The following is an 18,627-nucleotide window of genomic DNA, read 5'->3' on the forward strand; positions in this document are numbered from 1 at the left end:
TGTCACACAGCGTGATATGTACCGGGTCGGTACCGACTTGGCCGGATGTCGGCAGTTGCCGTTAGCCTGAGCGGCACGCATTTCACAGTCGGGATGGGGGACGGTCGTTACGTATGGCCAGGGAATTCCAACGCGGCCACAAGGCCAAGATCAGTGATCTCACGGCGGGCACCGATCTGTACGTAGGCGTCCAGATCGCCGGGCCCGGACTCACCTTCGACATCAGCTGTTTCGGGCTCGACGCCAATGAGCAGCTGTCGGACGACCGCTACTTCGTCTTCTTCAACCAGCCGAAGTCGCCGGAAGAGTCCATTCAGCAACTCGGCGCGCAGTCCGGTGACACCGAATCCTTCCGGGTGACCCTGGATCGCATTCCGGCGTCCATCCACAAGCTCTCCTTCACCGCCACCATCGACGGTGCCGGCCAGATGTCGCAGGTCGGCCCGGGCTACATCCGGATCGTGGCCGGCGGCGAAGAGGTCGTCCGGTACGCCTTCACCGGCTCGGAGTTCACCACCGAGCGCGCCGTGATGCTCGGCGACTTCTACCTCAAGGACGTGTGGCGCTTCGCCGCCGTAGGCCAGGGCTTCGACGGCGGGCTCGACGCGCTGCTGAGGAACTTCGGCGGCGAGGTCGCCGAGGAGGCGCAGCCGCAGCAGCAGGCACCGGCCGCAGCCGCGCCCGGGTTCGCCCCGCCGCCGCAGGGCGCCGCGCCGGCCCCGGCCTTCGGCGCCCCGGCGCCCGCCCCGGCCGCCGCGCCCGCGCCGTCCTTCGGTGCGCCCGCGCCCGCCCCGGCCCCGCAGCCGCAGTACCAGCAGCCCGCCGCCCCGGCCCCGGTGCACGCCGCGCCCACCATGGCCGCGCCGCTCGCCCCGCAGGCCCCGGCGCCGTACGGGCAGCCGCAGCAGCCCTCGTACGGCCAGGTCCCCGGGCAGGTCCCGGGCCAGTACCCCGGCCAGGTCCCGCCGCCGGCCCCCGCCCCCGCGCCCTACGGGCAGCAGCCGGGCTACGGCCAGGTCCCGGGCCAGGTCCCCGGGCAGGTGCCGGGCCAGCAGCCCGGCTACGCGCCCCAGGCCGCCGCCCCCGTCGCGGCCGGACTCGCCGCCGCGCTCCAGCCGTACAAGGAAGCCCCCACGGGCACCCGATGGACCCCGCAGAACGCGCAGCTCATGCGCGTCGACCTGGCCATGGGCGGCCAGGCCGTCCTCGCCCGCCAGGGCAGCATGGTCCTGTACCAGGGCAAGGTCGACTTCAGCTACAAGGGCGCGGGCTTCGCCGGCCGCATCGTCGGCAACGCCACCGGCCAGGAGATGCAGCTCATGCGCTGCACCGGCCGCGGCCAGGTCTTCCTCGCCGAGAACGGCGCCCACCTGCACGCCATCGAGCTCCAGGGCGACGGGATCTGCGTCTCCGCCGAAGCCGTCCTCGCCTTCGACGAGTCGCTCCAGCACGAGGTCCGCCGCATCGAGGGCCACGGCATCCCTGGCGGCGCCCTGTTCACCATGCAGTTCCAGGGCACCGGCACGGTCATCGTCAAGACGCACGGCGTCCCGGTGGTCCTGCCCGTCACCCCGACCACCTTCGCGGACAGCAACGCCATCGTCGCGTGGTCCTCCGCGTCACAGGTCATCCTGTCCAGCCAGGTCCGGCTGCGGCGCAACGCCTACCCCGGCCACAGCGGGGAGACCGTGAACCTCCAGTTCCGCGGCGCTCCCGGCAACTTCATCGTCGTCCAGCCGTACGAGGTCTGAGGGAGCCCGACATGAACGCAATGAACCAGCAGCTCGCGGGCTACGCCCCGACCCCCGTCACGGCCCGCATGGAGAACCACGGCCGGGCCATGCTCAAGGTCGCCATGCAGAGCGGCCAGGACCTCTTCGCCCGCACCGGCTCGATGGTCGCCTACGAGGGCTTCGTGCAGTACGAGCCCAACCCGCCGGCCGTCCGCCAGATGGCCTCGCAGTGGATCACCGGCGAAGGCGCGCCGCTGATGAAGTGCACCGGCGACGGCCTGCTCTACCTCGCCGACTACGGCGCCGACGTCGTCGTCATCAACCTCAACAACGACTCGCTCTCGGTCAACGGCACCAACCTGCTCGCCTTCGACGCGCACCTCCAGTGGGGCGTCGAGCGGGTCAAGGGTCTCGCCAAGTTCGCCGGCCAGGGCCTGTTCAACGTGCAGATCGCGGGCACCGGGTGGGTCGCCCTGACCTCCCGTGGCACCCCGATCGTGGTCGACTGCGGCCGCGGCGAGGACGAGACGTACGTCGACCCGGACGCGCTCGTCGCCTGGTCGCCGAATCTCAAGGTCAAGGGCAAGCGCAGCTTCAAGGCCTCGTCGATGATCGGCCGGGGCAGCGGGGAGGCCTACCAGATGGCCTTCTCCGGCCAGGGCATCGTCGTCGTACAGCCCAGCGAGGACAGCACCGACCGGCTCCGGGTCCGGGGCTGAGGGGGAGCGGACACATCATGCAGAGCGCACTTTTCGCCCACGCCGAGGCCCAGTCCCAGGACCGGTACGCCATCCAGAACCCGCAGCTCCTGCGGGTCTCGCTGACCGGCTCCGACGACGTACTCGCCCGCAAGGGCGCCATGGTCGCCTACCAGGGCCTCATCGACTTCGACGGCGAGTACCAGAGCACCGGTCAGCGCAACGCCCGCCGCCGCACCGGCGAGGGCCTGGACCTCATGCGCTGCTCCGGGCAGGGCACGGTCTACCTGGCCAACCTGGCCCAGTACGTCCACGTCGTGGACGTGGACCAGGAAGGCCTCACGGTCGACAGCGGTTACGTCCTGGCCCTGGACTCCACCCTGCACACCGAGGTCATCGCGGTGGACAGCCAGTACGGAATCTCCGGATCCGGCAAGTACCAGCTCAACATCACCGGCCGCGGCAAGGTCGCGCTGATGACCTCCGGGCAGCCGCTGATGATGCACGTCACGCCCGACAAGTACGTCAACGTCGACGCGGACGCGATCGTCGCCTGGTCGACCTCGCTCCGGGTGCAGATGCAGGCCCAGACGCACTCCAGCGGAGTCTGGCGGCGGCGCGGCAACACCGGCGAGGGCTGGGAGCTCAGCTTCCTCGGCACCGGCTTCGCGCTGGTGCAGCCCAGCGAGGTGCTGCCGCCGCAGAACGCCCAGCTCGGCCAGGGCGTCGCCGCGCAGTTCGGCATGGGCCAGCACGGCGCCCACGCCCAGAACCAGAACAACGCCTGGAACTGATCCGGACCGGCAAAAGGGGCGGCCCCGCGAGGGACCGCCCCTTCGTCGTGCCCGGGCTCAGCCCCCGAGCCGCGCCAAGGTCGCCTCCAGCAGCCGTACCACCGAGGTGTCGGCCACCGCCGCCACCTCCGCGTACGGGAACCAGCGCAGGTCCAGCGACTCCTCGCTGATCTCCGCCACCGCGCCGGCCGGAGCCAGCGCCGCGTACTGCACGTCCAGGTGCCAGTGGCACGGCGCCGGGATCGGATGCCGGTCCAGGCGCACCGGGCCGCCCGGCAGCAGGCTCAGCCCGGACGCGATGCCCGACTCCTCCCGGGCCTCGCGCAGCGCCGCCTCCTCCAGGGTGCCGTCACCGGGCTCGCAGTGGCCGCCCATCTGCAGCCACAGGCCCAGCTTCTTGTGCAGGGTCAGCAGCACGCGCTCCCCGACCGGGTCGATCACCAGCGCGCTGCCGGTGATGTGCCCCGCCGTGCACGGCTTGTACACCCCGTCCGGATGGGCGGAGAGGTGCTCCAGATAGACGTCACGCAGCTCGGGCTGGTCCTCGTAGCCCTTCAGGACGAGGACCGCGTCTTCGTGCAGGCTCACTTCTTCTCGTCGCCGTCCTCGTCGCGCTTGTCACGCTGGTCGCGCTGCTCGGCGGCCTCGCCGAGCATCTTGTCGATCTCGGAGAAGTCCAGCTGCTCGCGGTGCACGAACCCGTCCGGGTCGTCCAGGTCGGAGGCCGTCGGCAGCATGTCCGGGTGCTCCCACAGCCCGTCGCGGCCGTCCACACCGCGCGCGTCCGTGAGCGAGGCCCACAGCCGGGAGGCGTCGCGCAGCCGGCGCGGGCGCAGCTCCAGGCCGATCAGCGTCGCGAAGGTCTGCTCCGCCGGGCCGCCCGAGGCGCGCCGCCGGCGCATCGTCTCGCGCATCGCGTCCGCCGAGGTCAGCCGGGGCTTGGCGGCCTCGTGCACCACCGCGTCGACCCAGCCCTCGACCAGCGCGAGCGCCGTCTCCAGGCGGGCCAGGGAGGCCTTCTGCTCGGGGGTGTCCTGCGGCTGGAACATGCCGCCCTGCAGCGCTTCCTGCAGCTGCTCCGGGTTCGACGGGTCCAGCTGGCCGACCACGTCCTCCAGCTTCGAGGTGTCGACCTTGATGCCGCGGGCGTAGCCCTCGACCGCGCCGAACAGGTGCGAGCGCAGCCACGGCACGTGCGCGAAGAGCCGGGCGTGCGCCGCCTCGCGCAGGGCCAGGTACAGCCGCACCTCGTCCGGGGGGACGCCCAGGTCCTTGCCGAAGGCCTCGATGTTCAGCGGCAGCAGCGCGGCCTTGCCGGCCGGCCCCAGCGGCAGGCCGATGTCGGTCGAGCCGACGACCTCGCCCGCGAGCGTGCCCACGGCCTGGCCGATCTGCTGGCCGAACATGGCCCCGCCCATGGAACGCATCATCCCGAGCAGCGGGCCCGCCATGGCCTGCATCTCCTCGGGCAGGACGCTGCCCATGGCCGCGCCGACGCGCTCGGCGACCGGGTCCACGAGCTCCTTCCACACCGGAAGGGTCGCCTCGACCCACTCGGCGCGGCTCCACGCCACGGAGGTGGTGGCGCCCGAGGGCAGCGAGGTCACGCCGTCCAGCCAGTGGTCGGCGAGGCGCACGGCCTCCTCGACGGCCGACTTCTCGGCGATGCCGACGCTCGTGTCCTTCACGCCGTCCGCCGTGCCCTGCGCGACGGTCTGGCGGGCGATGTCCTTGGCCATGCCCCAGTTCACGGGACCGCCCTCGTAACTCAGCATCTGGCCGAGCTGCTGGAAGGCCGCACCGAGGTCGTTCGGGTTCATCGAACCGAACATCGCGGCGAACGGATTGTCCGCGCCACCGGGACCGCCGGCGCCGCCCGGCAGGCCCATGCCGGGGAACCCGAACGGATTCGGGCCGCCCTGACCGCCCTGACTGCCCTTCTTCTTGCCCTCGTCGCCGTTCTCCGGCTCCTCCGGCGGAAGGCCGAATCCGAATGGGGTGTCGCTCACGGGTTTCCTCGGCTCGTAGGGCCGCCGGCGGGTGCCGACGGGCAATGGTCCGACAACACCACCCAGCGTAGACACCCGGCCCGCATACGGGCTCGGTGCTCCGCCGACTCCTGGGCTGCGGCAGGATGGACATCACCTGGTGGGTACGCGTCACGGCGCGTCCCTACTGAAGACAACCGCTGGAGACGCCCGGTGAGTTCCCCAGATCCGCAGTTTCGCGCGATGAACGACGACGAAGACCGCCCTGAGCACGGCGACAGCGCCCAGGGCGTTCGCCAGCCGCGAAACCCGGCCGTGCGAGGTCCCGTGATCGCCGTGACCGGCGCCGCGTCGGGGGTCGGCGCGGCCCTCGTGAGCCGGCTGGCCGCCTCCGACGAGGTCAAGCAGGTCGTCGCCATCGACGAGCGGCGGGGCGACTGCGCGGCCGCCCAGTGGCACATCCTGGACGTACGGGACCCCGCGATCGCCGAGAAGCTGCGCGGCGCGGACGTCGTCGTCCACCTCGCCCTCGACCTCGACCTCGAGACGGACCCCGCGGCCCGTACCGCGTACAACGTGCGCGGGACCCAGACCGTCCTCACCGCGGCCGCCGCGGCCGGGGTCCACCGGGTCGTGCTCTGCACCTCGGCGATGGTCTACGGGGCCCTGCCGGACAACGACATCCCGCTGTCGGAGGACTCCGAGCTGCGGGCGACCGCGGAGGCCACCGGTGTCGGCGACCTGCTGGAGATCGAGCGCCTCGGCCGCCGGGCCCCCCGCGCGCACCCGGGCCTGAACGTCACCGTGATCCGCCCGGCGGTCCTGGTCGGCGGCACCGACACCGCCCTGACCCGCTACTTCGAGTCCCCGCGGCTGCTCGTGGTGGCGGGATCCCGTCCCACGTGGCAGTTCTGCCACGTGGAGGACCTGGTCAGCGCCCTGGAGTACGCGGCGCTGGAAAAGGTCGAGGGCGAGCTGGCCGTGGGCTGCGAGGGGTGGCTGGAGCAGGAGGAGGTCGAGGAGCTGAGCGGCATCCGCCGCATGGAGCTCCCCTCGGCGGTCGCGCTGGGCGCGGCGGCCCGGCTGCACCGGATCGGCCTCACCCCGTCCCCGGCCGGGGACCTCGCGTACACGATGCACCCCTGGGTGGTCAGCGTCAGCGGGCTGCACGCGGCGGGGTGGCGGCCGCGCTGGACCAACGAGGAGGTGCTCGCCGAGCTCCTCCAGGAGGTCTCGGGACGCCACACGGTCGCGGGCCGTCGGCTGGGCCGCAGGGACGCCGCCACGGCCGCCGGTGCGGCGGGCGCGACGGTGGCCCTGCTGGGCGCGGCCGCCGCGGTCCGCCTGGCGCGCAAGCGGCGCGGGATCTGACCTGCGGTCGGCCGTCGGCCCGGTGCGGCACCGTTTCCGGGGGCCCGCCCCCGGGCCCCCGCGCCTCAAACGCCGGCGGGGCCGGATCGTGCCGGCGGGGCCGGATGGCGGGGCCCGATTGGTAGGAGGCTCCCAAGGCGGCGGGTCCGGCACGGGCGAAACTGCTATTTCGCCTCGTCAGCCACTAGGGCACGATGAAGGCATGGCACCGCACTTCGACCACCCCGGCGAGCAGGCCGCTCAGGACCCGATCCGGCTGCTCGAGATCCGTGAAACCCCGCTCTCGATCGACGAGGTCTTCCAGGCCGTCGGCGACGACGCGACGGGAGGGACGACGCTCTTCGTCGGCACGGTGCGCAACCACGACAGCGGGGCGGACGTCGATTCGCTCGGCTACTCCTGCCACCCGACGGCCGAGGCCGAGATGCGCCGGGTCGCCGAGCGCGTCGTGGCCAAGTTCCCCGTCCGTGCGCTGGCCGCCGTGCACCGCGTGGGCGACCTGGCCGTCGGCGACCTGGCCGTCGTCGTCGCCGTCTCCTGCCCGCACCGCGGCGAGGCCTTCGAGGCCTGCCGGATGCTCATAGACGACCTCAAGCACGAGGTCCCGATCTGGAAGCACCAGACCTTCGCCGACGGCAGCGAGGAGTGGGTCGGCGCCTGCTAGAAGAGTGGGTCGGAGCCTGCTGAACCCCGGTCGCGGAGCGGCCCCCGCAAGGGGGTAGCCTCGCACCCGTTCGGCCGCGCAACACGCCCTCGATTTGCGTAACCCCCCCACGGGCACGAGCGTTGAAGCCACCAACGAAACGTAGTTCGGGGTAGGGAGGCACGCCCATGGCGTCTTTGGCGTGGTTGCTGATTCCGCTGTTCGCCGCGATAGGTGCGGCGATATGGGGCAGCTGGGCGGCACGCGACCGCACGCAAGGTGACATATCCGAGCTCGCCGGCTACGCGCGGTTCCGCGAGGCCATGGCGAACGCCGATGGGGCCAGGGCGAAGGCAGAGGCCCATTCCGGTTCCGACGCCGTCTGACGGGACTCCGCTGAGAATCCCCTGAGAGTTTCGCGTACGGACCCCGTACGGACCGGCCCCGAGGGTCGCCCGCCGGGGCCGTCCCGTACTGTCGGATCCATGCCACGCCGCACTGCGACGATGCTCGCTTCCACCCTCGTGCTGTTCGCGCTGCTCTGCGCAGGGGTGTTCATCAAGGTCCCGTATTCCGAGATGAGCCCCGGCCCGACCGTGAACACGCTCGGCGACTCGCACGGTGCGCCCGTACTCAACATCTCGGGGCGCAAGACGTACCCGACCAGCGGCCACCTGAACATGACGACGGTCCGCGTCACCGGCGCGGACTACGACATGAACCTGGTGGAAGCGGTGTACGGGTGGCTGTCCGGCGACAACATCGTCGTGCCGCACGAGAACCTCTACCCGGACGGCAAGACGGACGCGGAATCCACTCAGGAGAACGCCGAGGAGTTCAGCCAGTCCCAGCAGAGCGCCAAGGTGGCGGCCCTGAAGGAGCTCGGCATCCCGGTCACCGCCCGTGTGATCGTCGCGTCCGTGGTCAAGGGCAGCCCCTCCGAGGGCAAGCTGCACGCCGGTGACGTGATCAAGGCCGTGGACGGCGCCCCCGTCACGGCCCCCGAGGACGTGGCCAAGCTCGTCACCAAGCACAAGCCCGGCGAGCCGGTCGATTTCACCATCGTGCCCGCCGCGGAGGCGGCCGAGGCGGCGAAGGCCAACCACGAGCCCGCCGGTTCCTCGAAGGTGACGATCAACGCGGGCAAGGCGGAGGGCGACGGCCACGCCATCGTCGGCATCCGGGCAGGATCCGACCACACCTTCCCGTTCACGATCGACATCAAGCTCGCGGACGTCGGCGGCCCCAGCGCCGGCCTGATGTTCGCCCTCGGCATCGTCGACAAGCTGACCCCGGAGGACCTGACCGGCGGCAAGTTCGTCGCGGGCACCGGCACCATCGACGACGGGGGCAAGGTCGGCCCGATCGGCGGCATCCAGATGAAGACCATCGGCGCCCGCCAGGCCGGCGCCGAGTACTTCCTGACGCCCGCCGAGAACTGCGCCTCCGCGGCCACGAACGTGCCCGACGGGCTGACCCTGGTGAAGGTCTCCACGATCGGCGACGCCACCAAGGCACTGGAGAAGATCAGCAAGGGGGACACGGCCGGGCTGACGCAGTGCAGCGCCAAGCCCTGACCGGTCCTCCCCCCTGCGGTCCTACGAGAAGGTCGCGGCCAGCGCCTCGGCCAGCCCGGGCACCAGGCCCCCGCCGGTGAGGACCTCGGTCGAGGAGTCCTTCTCGCGCAGGCGTACGGCCGACTCGCGCGAGCCGTCCCGCAGCACGGCCACGGTGAGGCGGACCTCCTGCCGCTCCGGGTGAGCGGCGACCCACTTCGACAGCTGCTTGTCGCTCAGCCCCTCCGGTACGGAGGCCTCCGCGGACGGCGGCAGCATCAGCCGCTCCACCGTCAGCGCGCAGCCGACGACGGCGTCGGGCCAGGCGATGGTGCCCAGGAACTTGTCGAGGGGGGTCCCGGCCGGGACCTCGTCCTGCTCGATCGGGGTGAGGGAGGCCTTGCCGGCGTCGTCCTGGTCGAGGCCGAGCTGGCTGGCGAGCCGGGGCTCCTGCTTCTTGAGCCGGGCGGTGTCGACCAGTGCGAACAGCCGCGCGGGCTTGTCCCAGCCGAGGCCGGCCGCGTACTCGTCGATCTCGAGACAGGCGCGGGTGAGCGGGCCGGCCGCCATGGGGGTGCCGGGGGAAGGCGAAACGTTGGACATGGACAACATCCTGCCTCCTTTCCGGCCCATACCGGGAACTGACCAGAGCCTCAGTAAGTTGCATGAATGGGCTCTACGATCGGGGGTCCGTTCAATACCAGTACTCAGCGACTTTCGAGGTGCGCACCTTGGCTTTCCAGATGCCGGACCGCGGCGGAGGCCCGTCCGGGCCACGGATGAGAGTCGGCCGACCTTCCCGGCGGGCCCGCACTCTCCTCATGACCCTGGGCGTGCTGGCCGTCCTCGCCATGCTCTTCATCATGTTCGCGGGGTTCTGGACGGACTGGCTCTGGTTCCGCTCCGTGAAGTACTCCACCGTCTTCACCACCACCCTGTGGACGAAGATCGGTCTCTTCGCCGTCTTCGGTCTGCTGATGGCCGGTGCCGTCGGGTTCAACATCTGGCTGGCCCACCGGCTGCGGCCGCCGCTCAGCGCCATGTCGATGGAACAGCAGAGCCTCGACCGCTACCGGATGAGCATCGCCCCGTACAAGAAGTGGCTGCTCCTCGGCATCGCCGTGCTCGTCGGGCTGATCGCGGGCGCCTCGGCGGCCGGTCAGTGGAAGACCTGGCTCATGTTCGTGAACGGGGTGACCTTCGGATCGAAGGACCCGCAGTTCCACATGGACGTGTCCTTCTACACCTTCGACCTGCCCTGGTACCGCTTCCTGCTCGGCTTCGGCTTCGCCGCCGTCGTGCTGTCGGTGATCGCCGCGGCCGTCGTGCACTACCTGTACGGCGGACTGCGCGTGACCAGCCCGGGCGCCCGGGCCACGGCCGCCGCCACCGGGCACCTGTCGGTGCTCCTCGGCCTCTTCGTCACGCTGAAGGCGGTCGCGTACTGGCTCGACCGGTACGGGCTGGCCGTGAAGTCCAGCGACTTCAAGGCGGCGGACAACTGGACGGGCCTGCGGTACGTCGACGCCAACGCCTACCTGCCGGCGAAGACGATCCTCGTCGCCATCGCCGCGATCTGCGCCGTGCTGTTCTTCGCGACGCTGTGGCGCCGCACCTGGCAGCTCCCCGTGATCGGCTTCGGCCTGATGGTGCTCTCGGCGATCCTCATCGGCGGGCTGTACCCGGCGATCGTGCAGAAGTTCCAGGTCCAGCCGAACGAGCAGGCCAAGGAATCGCCGTACGTCCAGAAGAACATCAAGGCCACGCGCGACGCCTACGGGATCGCCGGCTCCGAGGTCGCGGACTACCCGGGCTCCCCGCAGACGGCCGACCGGACCAAGCTGCGTCCGCAGGCCGACACCACGGCCAGCATCCGGCTCCTGGACCCGAACATCGTCTCGCCCGCGTTCCAGCAGCTCCAGCAGGTCAAGGGCTACTACGCCTTCCCGTCCACGCTCGCCGTGGACCGGTACAGCGCGCAGGACACGGTCATCGGGCTGCGCGAGCTGAACATCGGCGGCATCCCGAAGAACAACTGGATCAACGACCACTTCAAGTACACGCACGGCTACGGCGTGGTCGCGGCCAAGGGCACCACCGTCGGCGACCAGGGGGCCCCGGACTTCACCCAGTCCGACCTGCCCTCCAAGGGGATGTTCGGCACGGACTTCGAGCAGCGCATCTACTACGGCGAGCAGACGAAGCAGTACTCGATCGTCGGCGGGCCGCAGAAGGAGCTCGACTACTCGGACGACAAGGGCGAGAAGGAGACGAGCTACAAGGGCGACTCCGGCGTCAACCTCGACAACCCGGTCAACCGGGCCGCCTACGCGCTCTCCTTCAGCGAGCCGCAGATCCTCTACTCGGGCGCCATCGGCGAGGGCTCGCGGATCCTCTACAACCGCACGCCCAAGCAGCGCGTCGAGGCGGTCGCCCCGTGGCTGACCATCGACGGCGCGCCGTACCCGGCCGTGATCGGCAAGCGGGTCGTGTGGATCGTCGACGCCTACACGACGACCAACGGGTACCCGTACGCCTCGCGCACCACGCTGGGCCAGAGCACCGCCGACTCGCTGACCAACAGCCAGCGCACGGTGGTGGCCCAGGAGAACCAGGTCAACTACATCCGCAACTCGGTGAAGGCCACCGTCGACGCGTACGACGGCTCGGTCAACCTGTACCAGTGGGACACCGAGGACCCGGTACTCAAGACCTGGATGAAGGCGTTCCCCGGCACGGTGAAGCCCAAGAGCGACATCGCCAAGCCGCTCATGGACCACCTCCGCTACCCGCAGGACCTCTTCAAGGTCCAGCGCGAGCTGCTGACCCGGTACCACGTCACGGACCCGCAGACCTTCCTCAGCGGCAGTGAGGCCTGGGCGGTCCCGGACGACCCGACGACCAAGGCCGGCACGGCGGTTCCGCCGTACTACCTGTCGATGAAGATGCCGGGCCAGAAGGAGAAGGACCAGGTCTTCTCGCTCACCACGACGTTCACGCCGAACGAGCGGCCCAACCTGAGTGCCTTCATGGCGGTCAACGCCGATCCGGGCACCCCGGACTACGGCAAGATCAGAATCCTGAAGATGCCGACCAGCAAGCCGCCGGACGGCCCCGGTCAGGTGCAGAGCAAGTTCCAGTCCGAACCGAAGATCGCCGAGTCGATCCGCCTGCTGCGCGGTGGTGACTCGGAGATCGAGTACGGCAACCTGCTCGCGGTGCCGCTCGACGGCGGAATGCTCTACGTGGAGCCGGTCTACGTCCGCAGCTCCGGGCTGAAGTACCCGCTGCTGCGCAAGGTGCTGGTGACCTACGGCGGCCAGACGGCCTTCGAGGACACGCTGGAGAAGGCGCTGAACGTGGTCTTCGGGGCCGAGGCCCCGACCACGCCGGTGCCCCCGGCCCAGCCGCCGGGCGAGGGCACCGTCACGCCCCCGGTCAACCAGGACCCGACGGTCAAGGCGGCCCTCGCCGACGCGCAGAAGGCCATCGAGGACGCCGAGAAGGCCAGGCAGGCCGGCGACTGGGCGGCCTTCGGCAAGGCCCAGGACGAGATCAAGGCGGCGCTGAAGCGGGCGATCGACGCGGAGGCGAAGACGACGGCGCCCCAGCCGGGCGGCTGATGATCAATGGGTAATGGTTCCGTCCCGCGTCGTGATACTGTGGTTTCACCGACGCGGGGTGGAGCAGCTCGGTAGCTCGCTGGGCTCATAACCCAGAGGTCGCAGGTTCAAATCCTGTCCCCGCTACTGAAGATGAAGGCCCGGATCCATGGGATCCGGGCCTTCGTCATGTCCGGGGCGGACACGCGTTAGCTGGGGCGGGTGAGTTGGGGTAGGAGCGTGTTTGACTTGACCCACTGTGGGCATGTCGACAAAACGCTGTAGTGACCTCACTGGCTGCGACATACCAGGTGTACGCGGGTAGCAGGTGATGCGACGATGGGATTTATGGGGGACAGGTCAACTCTGCTGGAGACAGGGCGGTTTGTGAGGGCGGAGACCGAATCGGGCGCAGAGGCCCAGGGGGCGGTTCCGGTAGCCGACGCGCAGACCGCGCTGACCGATGCGGATTTCGCGCAGGAACTGTTCGCCGAGACCGACGCGGCGAGCGACGCCGAGCTGGAGGCCCGGCACCGGGTGGCCGCCGACAAGGGCGACCCCGGCGCCATGAGCGTGCTCGGTGCGCTGCTGCTGCGCCGCGGTGACCTCGACGGGGCCGAGCCGTACCTGCGGGGGGCCACCGGCGAAGGGGACCGGGCCGCCGCGAACAACCTCGGCGTGCTCCTGCACCAGCGCGGCTACCCCGAAGAGGCCGCGGGCTGGTGGCGGGTCGCGGCCGTGGCCGGATCCGCACCGGCCGCGCACGCCCTCGGCCGCCACTTCCGCGAGCGCGGGGACGAGCCCGCCGCCGAGTACTGGATGCGGCAGGCGGCGGAATCCGGCCATGCGCTGGGCGCGTACGGGCTGGCCGACCTGCTGGAGCACCGAGGCGACAAGGGCGTCGAGCGGTGGTTCCGCGCCGCCGCCGAACAGGGGCACCGCGAAGCCGCGTACCGGCTGGCGAGGCACCTGCGCAAGGGCGACCCCACCGAGGCCGAGCAGTGGTACCGGCAGGCCGCCGCGCGCGGGCACCGGCGCGCGGCCCTGCACCTGGGCGCCCTGCTGGAGGCACGCGGGGAGCTCAAGGAGGCCGGGCGCTGGTACCTGACCTCCGCCAAGCAGGGGGAGGCCCGCGCCGCGTGCGCGCTCGGCTTCCTGCTGCGCGACGCCGGGGACGAGGAGAGCGCGGCGACCTGGTGGCACCGCGCCGCCGAGGACGGCGACGGCAACGCCGCGAACGCGCTGGGCGCCCTGCACGCCGCGCGGGGGGAGACCCAGACCGCGGAGCGCTGGTACCGGACCGCCATGGACGCGGGCGACCAGAACGGGGCGTACAACCTTGCTCTGCTGTGCGCCGCACAGGACCGGACCGCGCAGGCCGAGCAGTGGTACCGGCGGGCGGCCTACGCGGGACACCGCGAGGCGGCCAACGCGCTGGCCATCATGCTGCTCCAGGTCGGGGACGCGGCGGGCGCCGAGCCGTGGTTCTCGAAGGCGGCCGAGGCGGGCAGCGTCGACGCCGCCTTCAACCTCGGGATCCTCTTCGCCAGCCGGGACGAGGACCGCACGGCGCTGAAGTGGTACGAGCGGGCCGCGTCGGCCGGACACACGGACGCGGCGCTGCAGGTCGGCATCGCGCTGGTGCGCGACGGCGAGGAGCGGGCGGCCGAGCGGCACCTGCGGTGTGCGGCGGGCGGCGGCAGCGCGGAGGCCGCCTTCCGGCTGGCCGCGCTGCTGGAGTCGCTGGCCCCGCCGCCGGAGCCGGTCGCGCTGGGCGAGCCGGTGGGCGGCGCCCCGCGCACCGAGAGCGAGGAGTGGTATGAGCGGGCCGCCGAGCTGGGGCACCGCCGGGCCCAGGTCCGGGTCGGCATGCTCGCCGCCGCCCGCGGTGACCTGGCGGTGGCCGCGCGGTGGTACCGGGAGGCGGCCGAGGCCGGTTCCCGCAACGGGGCGTTCAACCTGGGGCTGCTGCTCGCCCGCGAGGGGAGCGAGCCGGAGGCTGCGCTGTGGTGGACGCGGGCGGCGGTGGCGGGCCACGGCCGTGCGGCGCTGCGGCTGGGGCTGCTGGCTGCCCGCCACGGGGACCTGGCGGAGGGGCAGAAGTGGTGCGTTCGCGCCATGGAGCTGGGGCCGGCGGAGGTTTCGGAGCGGGCGGCGCGGCTGCGGGAGGCCCTGGCGGAGGAACTCTCGGCCTGACCCCGGCCGGGGGCTCGGCTGCCTTCGTGGCTGCAGCGCCGGCTGCCTGGGCTCCGCCCCGGACCCCGGGCCTCAGACGCCGGCGGGGCTGGAGTGGTGCGGCTGTCAGCGGTAGAGCCAGGTGGTGGCTGCTCCGGCGAGGGCACCTGGGCCGAGACGGTGACCGCTCTCCTGCCCCGTGAGCTGGCCGGTTAACCGATTTGCATCTGCCGGGGGGCCTCACGTAACGTTGGGTTTACCGACGCGGGGTGGAGCAGCTCGGTAGCTCGCTGGGCTCATAACCCAGAGGTCGCAGGTTCAAATCCTGTCCCCGCTACTGAAGGCCCAGGGCCCGGATCCAATGGATCCGGGCCCTGAGTCGTTTCCGGGGGTGAAGCGGCAAGCAGAAGGGCCCGGCCCCCCGTGGGGTCCGGGCCCTTCTCGCGTTTCGGGGGTCAGGTCGCCGCGCAGTTCGGGCAGACCCCGCGGTAGGTCACCTCGACCGCGGACACGACGAAGCCGAAGCGCTCCGCGTCCGGCAGGTCGGCCAGCGGGTTGCCCGCCGGGTGGACGTCGCGGATCGCGCCGCACTGGGCGCAGACCAGGTGCTGGTGGGGCCGGTGGGCGTTCGGGTCGTACCGCTTGGCGCGCCGGTCCGTGGAAACCTCCAGGACCTCGCCGAGGGTGACGAGCTCGCCCAGCGTGTTGTAGACGGTCGCCCGCGAGATCTCGGGCAGTTTGGCCACAGCGCGCGCATGCACCTCGTCGGCCGTCAGGTGCACGTGGTCACCGTCGAGCACCTCGGCCACGACACGCCGCTGCGCCGTCATGCGCCAGCCGCGTCCGCGGAGTCGTTCCAGCAGGTCACTCATAGACATCAGCCTAACAGTGAGGGGATTCGGTGTAACTCCCGAACCGGTGCGGACTTGGATGCTTACTTGACTTAGACAAAGTCCATCGTAGGATCGGGTACGGCGAACGCCAAGGACAGGACATCCGGGAATGACGCAGGAGGCGCACGTGACGCAGGGACCGCTCACCACGGAGGCCGGGGCTCCGGTCGCCGACAACCAGAACAGTGAGACCGCCGGCGTCGGAGGTCCCGTTCTGGTCCAGGACCAGCTGCTGCTGGAGAAGCTCGCGCACTTCAACCGCGAGCGCATCCCGGAGCGCGTGGTGCACGCCCGCGGCGCCGGCGCCTACGGCACCTTCACGCTGACCCGCGACGTCTCGCAGTGGACCCGTGCCAAGTTCCTCTCCGAGGTCGGCAAGGAGACCGAGACCTTCCTGCGCTTCTCCACCGTCGCGGGCAACCTCGGCTCGGCCGACGCGGTGCGCGACCCCCGCGGCTGGGCGCTGAAGTTCTACACCGAAGAGGGCAACTACGACCTCGTCGGCAACAACACCCCGGTGTTCTTCATCAAGGACGCCATCAAGTTCCCCGACTTCATCCACACCCAGAAGCGCGACCCGTACACGGGCTCGCAGGAGGCGGACAACGTCTGGGACTTCTGGGGTCTGTCGCCCGAGTCGACCCACCAGGTGACCTGGCTGTTCGGTGACCGCGGCATCCCGGCGTCCTACCGCCACATGAACGGCTACGGCTCGCACACGTTCCAGTGGAACAACGAGGCCGGCGAGGTCTTCTGGGTCAAGTACCACTTCAAGACCGACCAGGGCATCAAGAACCTCACCCAGGCCGAGGCCAACCAGCTCGCCGGTGAGGACCCCGACTCCCACCAGCGCGACCTGCGTGAGTCCATCGAGCGCGGCGACTTCCCGACCTGGACCGTGCAGGTCCAGATCATGCCGGCGGCCGAGGCGGCGACCTACCGCTTCAACCCGTTCGACCTCACCAAGGTGTGGCCGCACGAGGACTACCCGCCGATCGAGATCGGCAAGCTGGAGCTCAACCGCAACCCGGAGAACGTCTTCGCCGAGGTCGAGCAGTCGATCTTCTCCCCGGCGCACTTCGTCCCCGGCATCGGCCCCTCCCCGGACAAGATGCTCCAGGGCCGCCTCTTCGGCTACGGCGACGCCCACCGCTACCGCGTCGGCATCAACGCCGACCACCTGCCGGTGAACCGCCCGCACGCCACCGAGGCGCGCACCAACTCCCGCGACGGCTACCTGTACGACGGCCGCCACAAGGGTGCGAAGAACTACGAGCCCAACAGCTTCGGCGGCCCGCACCAGACCGACCGTCCGCTGTGGCAGCCCATCGACGTGACCGGCGGCACGGGCAACCACGCCGCCGCCGTGCACAGCGAGGACAACGACTTCGTCCAGGCCGGCAACCTCTACCGCCTCTACTCGGAGGACGAGAAGGCCCGTCTGGTCGAGAACCTGTCCGGCTTCATCGCCAAGGTCTCGCGTGACGACATCGTCGAGCGCGCGATCAACAACTTCCGTCAGGCGGACGGCGACTTCGGCAAGCGGCTGGAGGCCGCGGTCCAGGCCCTTCGCGGCTGAAACGGATCGCTTGCCGTTGCGTGACGCCGGGCCGGAATCCTCCTCGGAGGGTTCCGGCCCGGCGCCGTTTCGTGAAGAGATGCCTGCGTGTCTGCGTGCGCCTATGCGGAGACCGTGCGCCGTGCCGGTGCCCAGCAGCGGATGACGTCCCGTACGGACACGATGCCCACCGGCCCGCCGTTCTCCAGCACGATCAGGTGCCGGAAGCCGCCGTGCGCCATCGCCTCGGCAGCCTCCTGCACGGTGGCGTCGGGAGTGCAGAAGACGACGTTGTTGGTGGTGTGCGCGCCCACGGACTCCCGGTCGGGATCGTGGCCCGCGCCGATCGAGTTGAGGATGTCGCGCTCGGTCAGGATGCCGATTCCGCTGTGGTCGGGGTCGAGGACGACGGCCGCGCCGACGCGCCGGCCGGACATGAGGCAGGCCGCCTGCCGGAGGGTGTGTGCGGGTCCGAGGGTGAGGATCACGGTGCTCATTGCGTCACGGACGAGCATGAAGAGAGCCACCTCCTGGGGTGAGCCCCCCGCTTGGGTGGGTGTGCCCGTGAAGCCGTCCTTAGAGAAAGGCTTCACAAGCGCACAAGCGTGGGGAGTCTCAGATTCCCATGGACACGGAGGGTCAGCAAGAAGGCGCGCAAAGGAGCGTGCCGGCGCACAAATGTCCCCGGGTGCGGCCCCGGGCCCCCGGCGCGCAGGGGCCTCAGGAGCGCGCGGTCCCGGGAGCGCAGAGCCTCACGCGCGCGGGCGCAGCAGGCCGAGCATCTCCTCGTGGAGCAGCCCGTTCGAGGCCGCCGCGTTCCCGCCGTGCACGCCGTCCACCCCGTCGAGGCCGGTGAACCGGCCGCCCGCCTCCTGGACCACGACCGCGATGGCGGCCATGTCCCAGAGGTTCAACTCGGGCTCGGCGCACAGGTCCAGCGAACCCTCCGCGACCATCATGTACGGCCAGAAGTCCCCGTAGCCGCGGGTGCGCCAGCACGCCCGGGTCAGGTCAAGGAACCCGGCGAGCCGGCCCTGCTCCTCCCAGCCGCTCAGCGAGGAGTACGCGAACGAGGCGTCGCCCAGCCCGGACACCTTGGAAACACCGATCGCGGTGGTCTCGCCGAGCGCGCCGCCCGCGTACGCCCCCCGCCCCTCGGCCGCCCACCAGCGGCGGCCCAGCGCCGGCGCGGACACCACGCCGACCACCGGCCGGAAGACGCCGTCGGCGCCCTCGGCCATCAGGGAGATCAGCGTCGCCCAGACGGGCACCCCGCGCACGTAGTTCTTCGTGCCGTCGATCGGGTCCACCACCCAGCGGCGCGGACCGCTGCCCTGCAGGCCGTACTCCTCGCCCAGGATCGCGTCGCCGGGCCGCGCGGCCGCGATGCCCGCCCGGATGATCTCCTCGGCGGCCTGGTCCGCCTCGCTCACCGGGGTCATGTCCGGCTTCGTCTCGACCTTCAGGTCGAGGGCGCGGAACCGCTCCATCGTGGCGGCGTCCGCCGCGTCGGCGAGTTCGAGGGCAAAGCGCAGGTCATCGTCATACTCGGGCATGCCCGAACAGTATCGAGACTCCCGGACCCGGGCGAACGACGTCCACAGTGCGGCCCCGAC

General features: G+C 71.0%; 16 protein-coding genes and 2 tRNA genes. 12 read left to right on the plus strand and 6 right to left on the minus strand.

Annotated features, from left to right (window positions below):
- Positions 1 to 113 precede the first annotated feature (113 nt).
- Genes OG472_RS28890 through OG472_RS28900 form a run of 3 tightly spaced genes read left to right on the plus strand, consistent with a single transcriptional unit; the run spans position 114 to position 3,225 of the window.
- Entirely contained in the window at positions 114 to 1,751 is a 1,638-nt protein-coding gene (locus tag OG472_RS28890) for a TerD family protein (protein WP_405831902.1), read from the plus strand.
- 20 nt (positions 1,752 to 1,771) lie between these two features.
- Positions 1,772 to 2,452: an AIM24 family protein gene (locus OG472_RS28895; protein WP_401607839.1), complete on the plus strand. Its 681-nt coding sequence runs from the start codon at positions 1,772 to 1,774 to the stop codon at positions 2,450 to 2,452.
- A 17-nt stretch (positions 2,453 to 2,469) separates the two neighbouring features.
- On the plus strand, positions 2,470 to 3,225 hold the full coding sequence (locus tag OG472_RS28900; RefSeq protein ID WP_401606686.1) for an AIM24 family protein: 756 nt from the start codon (positions 2,470 to 2,472) through the stop codon (positions 3,223 to 3,225).
- Positions 3,226 to 3,282: 57 nt separating this feature from the next.
- Here the strand turns inward: OG472_RS28900 and OG472_RS28905 are convergent, their stop codons facing one another.
- Both OG472_RS28905 and OG472_RS28910 read right to left on the minus strand, forming a co-directional pair.
- Positions 3,283 to 3,813 carry an NUDIX hydrolase gene (locus tag OG472_RS28905; protein ID WP_401606683.1) on the minus strand — a complete coding sequence of 177 codons (531 nt, stop codon included), beginning with the start codon at positions 3,811 to 3,813 and terminating at the stop codon, positions 3,283 to 3,285.
- Positions 3,810 to 5,234, minus strand: a complete 1,425-nt coding sequence (locus OG472_RS28910; protein ID WP_401606682.1) for a zinc-dependent metalloprotease — start codon at positions 5,232 to 5,234, stop codon at positions 3,810 to 3,812. Before OG472_RS28910 ends, OG472_RS28905 begins: the two co-directional genes overlap by 4 nt.
- Positions 5,235 to 5,426: 192 nt before the next feature.
- On the opposite strand from OG472_RS28910, the gene OG472_RS28915 reads away from it, so the two are divergent.
- The 4 genes from OG472_RS28915 (at position 5,427) to OG472_RS28930 (ending at position 8,804) form a co-directional block, all read left to right on the plus strand.
- Positions 5,427 to 6,584: an SDR family oxidoreductase gene (locus OG472_RS28915; protein WP_361752983.1), complete on the plus strand. Its 1,158-nt coding sequence runs from the start codon at positions 5,427 to 5,429 to the stop codon at positions 6,582 to 6,584.
- Between the two features lie 202 nt (positions 6,585 to 6,786).
- Entirely contained in the window at positions 6,787 to 7,248 is a 462-nt protein-coding gene (locus OG472_RS28920) for a molybdenum cofactor biosynthesis protein MoaE (RefSeq protein ID WP_361752985.1), read from the plus strand.
- A gap of 167 nt (positions 7,249 to 7,415) precedes the next feature.
- Complete coding sequence (locus OG472_RS28925) at positions 7,416 to 7,613, plus strand: hypothetical protein (protein WP_401606678.1); 198 nt, start codon at positions 7,416 to 7,418, stop codon at positions 7,611 to 7,613.
- A 99-nt stretch (positions 7,614 to 7,712) separates the two neighbouring features.
- Positions 7,713 to 8,804, plus strand: a complete 1,092-nt coding sequence (locus OG472_RS28930) for a PDZ domain-containing protein (RefSeq protein ID WP_401606677.1) — start codon at positions 7,713 to 7,715, stop codon at positions 8,802 to 8,804.
- 21 nt (positions 8,805 to 8,825) lie between these two features.
- Here OG472_RS28930 and OG472_RS28935 read toward each other — a convergent pair whose 3' ends face one another.
- A complete protein-coding gene (locus OG472_RS28935; RefSeq protein WP_383562726.1) occupies positions 8,826 to 9,395 on the minus strand; it encodes a PPA1309 family protein in 570 nt (189 codons plus the stop codon).
- A 131-nt stretch (positions 9,396 to 9,526) separates the two neighbouring features.
- On the opposite strand from OG472_RS28935, the gene OG472_RS28940 reads away from it, so the two are divergent.
- The 4 genes from OG472_RS28940 to OG472_RS28955 all read left to right on the plus strand — a co-directional run bounded on the left by OG472_RS28940 (position 9,527) and on the right by OG472_RS28955 (position 14,897).
- A complete protein-coding gene (locus tag OG472_RS28940; protein ID WP_405834955.1) occupies positions 9,527 to 12,406 on the plus strand; it encodes a UPF0182 family protein in 2,880 nt (959 codons plus the stop codon).
- Between the two features lie 52 nt (positions 12,407 to 12,458).
- Positions 12,459 to 12,532 (plus strand) — tRNA-Met (locus OG472_RS28945).
- 192 nt (positions 12,533 to 12,724) lie between these two features.
- On the plus strand, positions 12,725 to 14,581 hold the full coding sequence (locus tag OG472_RS28950) for a tetratricopeptide repeat protein (protein WP_383562729.1): 1,857 nt from the start codon (positions 12,725 to 12,727) through the stop codon (positions 14,579 to 14,581).
- 242 nt (positions 14,582 to 14,823) lie between these two features.
- A tRNA-Met gene (locus tag OG472_RS28955) sits at positions 14,824 to 14,897 on the plus strand.
- 118 nt (positions 14,898 to 15,015) lie between these two features.
- Here OG472_RS28955 and OG472_RS28960 read toward each other — a convergent pair.
- Positions 15,016 to 15,432, minus strand: coding sequence for a Fur family transcriptional regulator (locus OG472_RS28960; RefSeq protein WP_401606673.1), 417 nt, complete (start codon positions 15,430 to 15,432; stop codon positions 15,016 to 15,018).
- A 130-nt stretch (positions 15,433 to 15,562) separates the two neighbouring features.
- Between OG472_RS28960 and OG472_RS28965 the strand changes: the two genes are divergently transcribed.
- Complete coding sequence (locus OG472_RS28965) at positions 15,563 to 17,032, plus strand: catalase (protein ID WP_401606671.1); 1,470 nt, start codon at positions 15,563 to 15,565, stop codon at positions 17,030 to 17,032.
- A 101-nt stretch (positions 17,033 to 17,133) separates the two neighbouring features.
- Here OG472_RS28965 and OG472_RS28970 read toward each other — a convergent pair whose 3' ends face one another.
- On the minus strand, positions 17,134 to 17,526 hold the full coding sequence (locus OG472_RS28970; protein ID WP_383562736.1) for a cyclic nucleotide-binding/CBS domain-containing protein: 393 nt from the start codon (positions 17,524 to 17,526) through the stop codon (positions 17,134 to 17,136).
- A 237-nt stretch (positions 17,527 to 17,763) separates the two neighbouring features.
- Positions 17,764 to 18,567, minus strand: coding sequence for a histidinol-phosphatase (gene hisN / locus OG472_RS28975; protein ID WP_405831907.1), 804 nt, complete (start codon positions 18,565 to 18,567; stop codon positions 17,764 to 17,766).
- Positions 18,568 to 18,627: the final 60 nt, after the last annotated feature.

It is taken from the genome of Streptomyces sp. NBC_00207, from assembly GCF_045160965.1.
Classification (GTDB): Bacteria; Actinomycetota; Actinomycetes; order Streptomycetales; family Streptomycetaceae; genus Streptomyces.

Coding starts and splice junctions, on each gene's coding strand:
- OG472_RS28970 (WP_383562736.1), bottom strand. CDS start 17,526: ATGCTCGTCCGTGACGCAATGAGCACCGTGATCCTCACCCTCGGACCC.
- hisN (WP_405831907.1), bottom strand. CDS start 18,567: ATGCCCGAGTATGACGATGACCTGCGCTTTGCCCTCGAACTCGCCGAC.
- OG472_RS28890 (WP_405831902.1), top strand. CDS start 114: ATGGCCAGGGAATTCCAACGCGGCCACAAGGCCAAGATCAGTGATCTC.
- OG472_RS28965 (WP_401606671.1), top strand. CDS start 15,563: ATGACGCAGGAGGCGCACGTGACGCAGGGACCGCTCACCACGGAGGCC.
- OG472_RS28925 (WP_401606678.1), top strand. CDS start 7,416: ATGGCGTCTTTGGCGTGGTTGCTGATTCCGCTGTTCGCCGCGATAGGT.
- OG472_RS28950 (WP_383562729.1), top strand. CDS start 12,725: ATGGGATTTATGGGGGACAGGTCAACTCTGCTGGAGACAGGGCGGTTT.
- OG472_RS28930 (WP_401606677.1), top strand. CDS start 7,713: ATGCCACGCCGCACTGCGACGATGCTCGCTTCCACCCTCGTGCTGTTC.
- OG472_RS28900 (WP_401606686.1), top strand. CDS start 2,470: ATGCAGAGCGCACTTTTCGCCCACGCCGAGGCCCAGTCCCAGGACCGG.
- OG472_RS28935 (WP_383562726.1), bottom strand. CDS start 9,395: ATGTTGTCCATGTCCAACGTTTCGCCTTCCCCCGGCACCCCCATGGCG.
- OG472_RS28940 (WP_405834955.1), top strand. CDS start 9,527: ATGCCGGACCGCGGCGGAGGCCCGTCCGGGCCACGGATGAGAGTCGGC.
- OG472_RS28920 (WP_361752985.1), top strand. CDS start 6,787: ATGGCACCGCACTTCGACCACCCCGGCGAGCAGGCCGCTCAGGACCCG.
- OG472_RS28895 (WP_401607839.1), top strand. CDS start 1,772: ATGAACCAGCAGCTCGCGGGCTACGCCCCGACCCCCGTCACGGCCCGC.
- OG472_RS28960 (WP_401606673.1), bottom strand. CDS start 15,432: ATGAGTGACCTGCTGGAACGACTCCGCGGACGCGGCTGGCGCATGACG.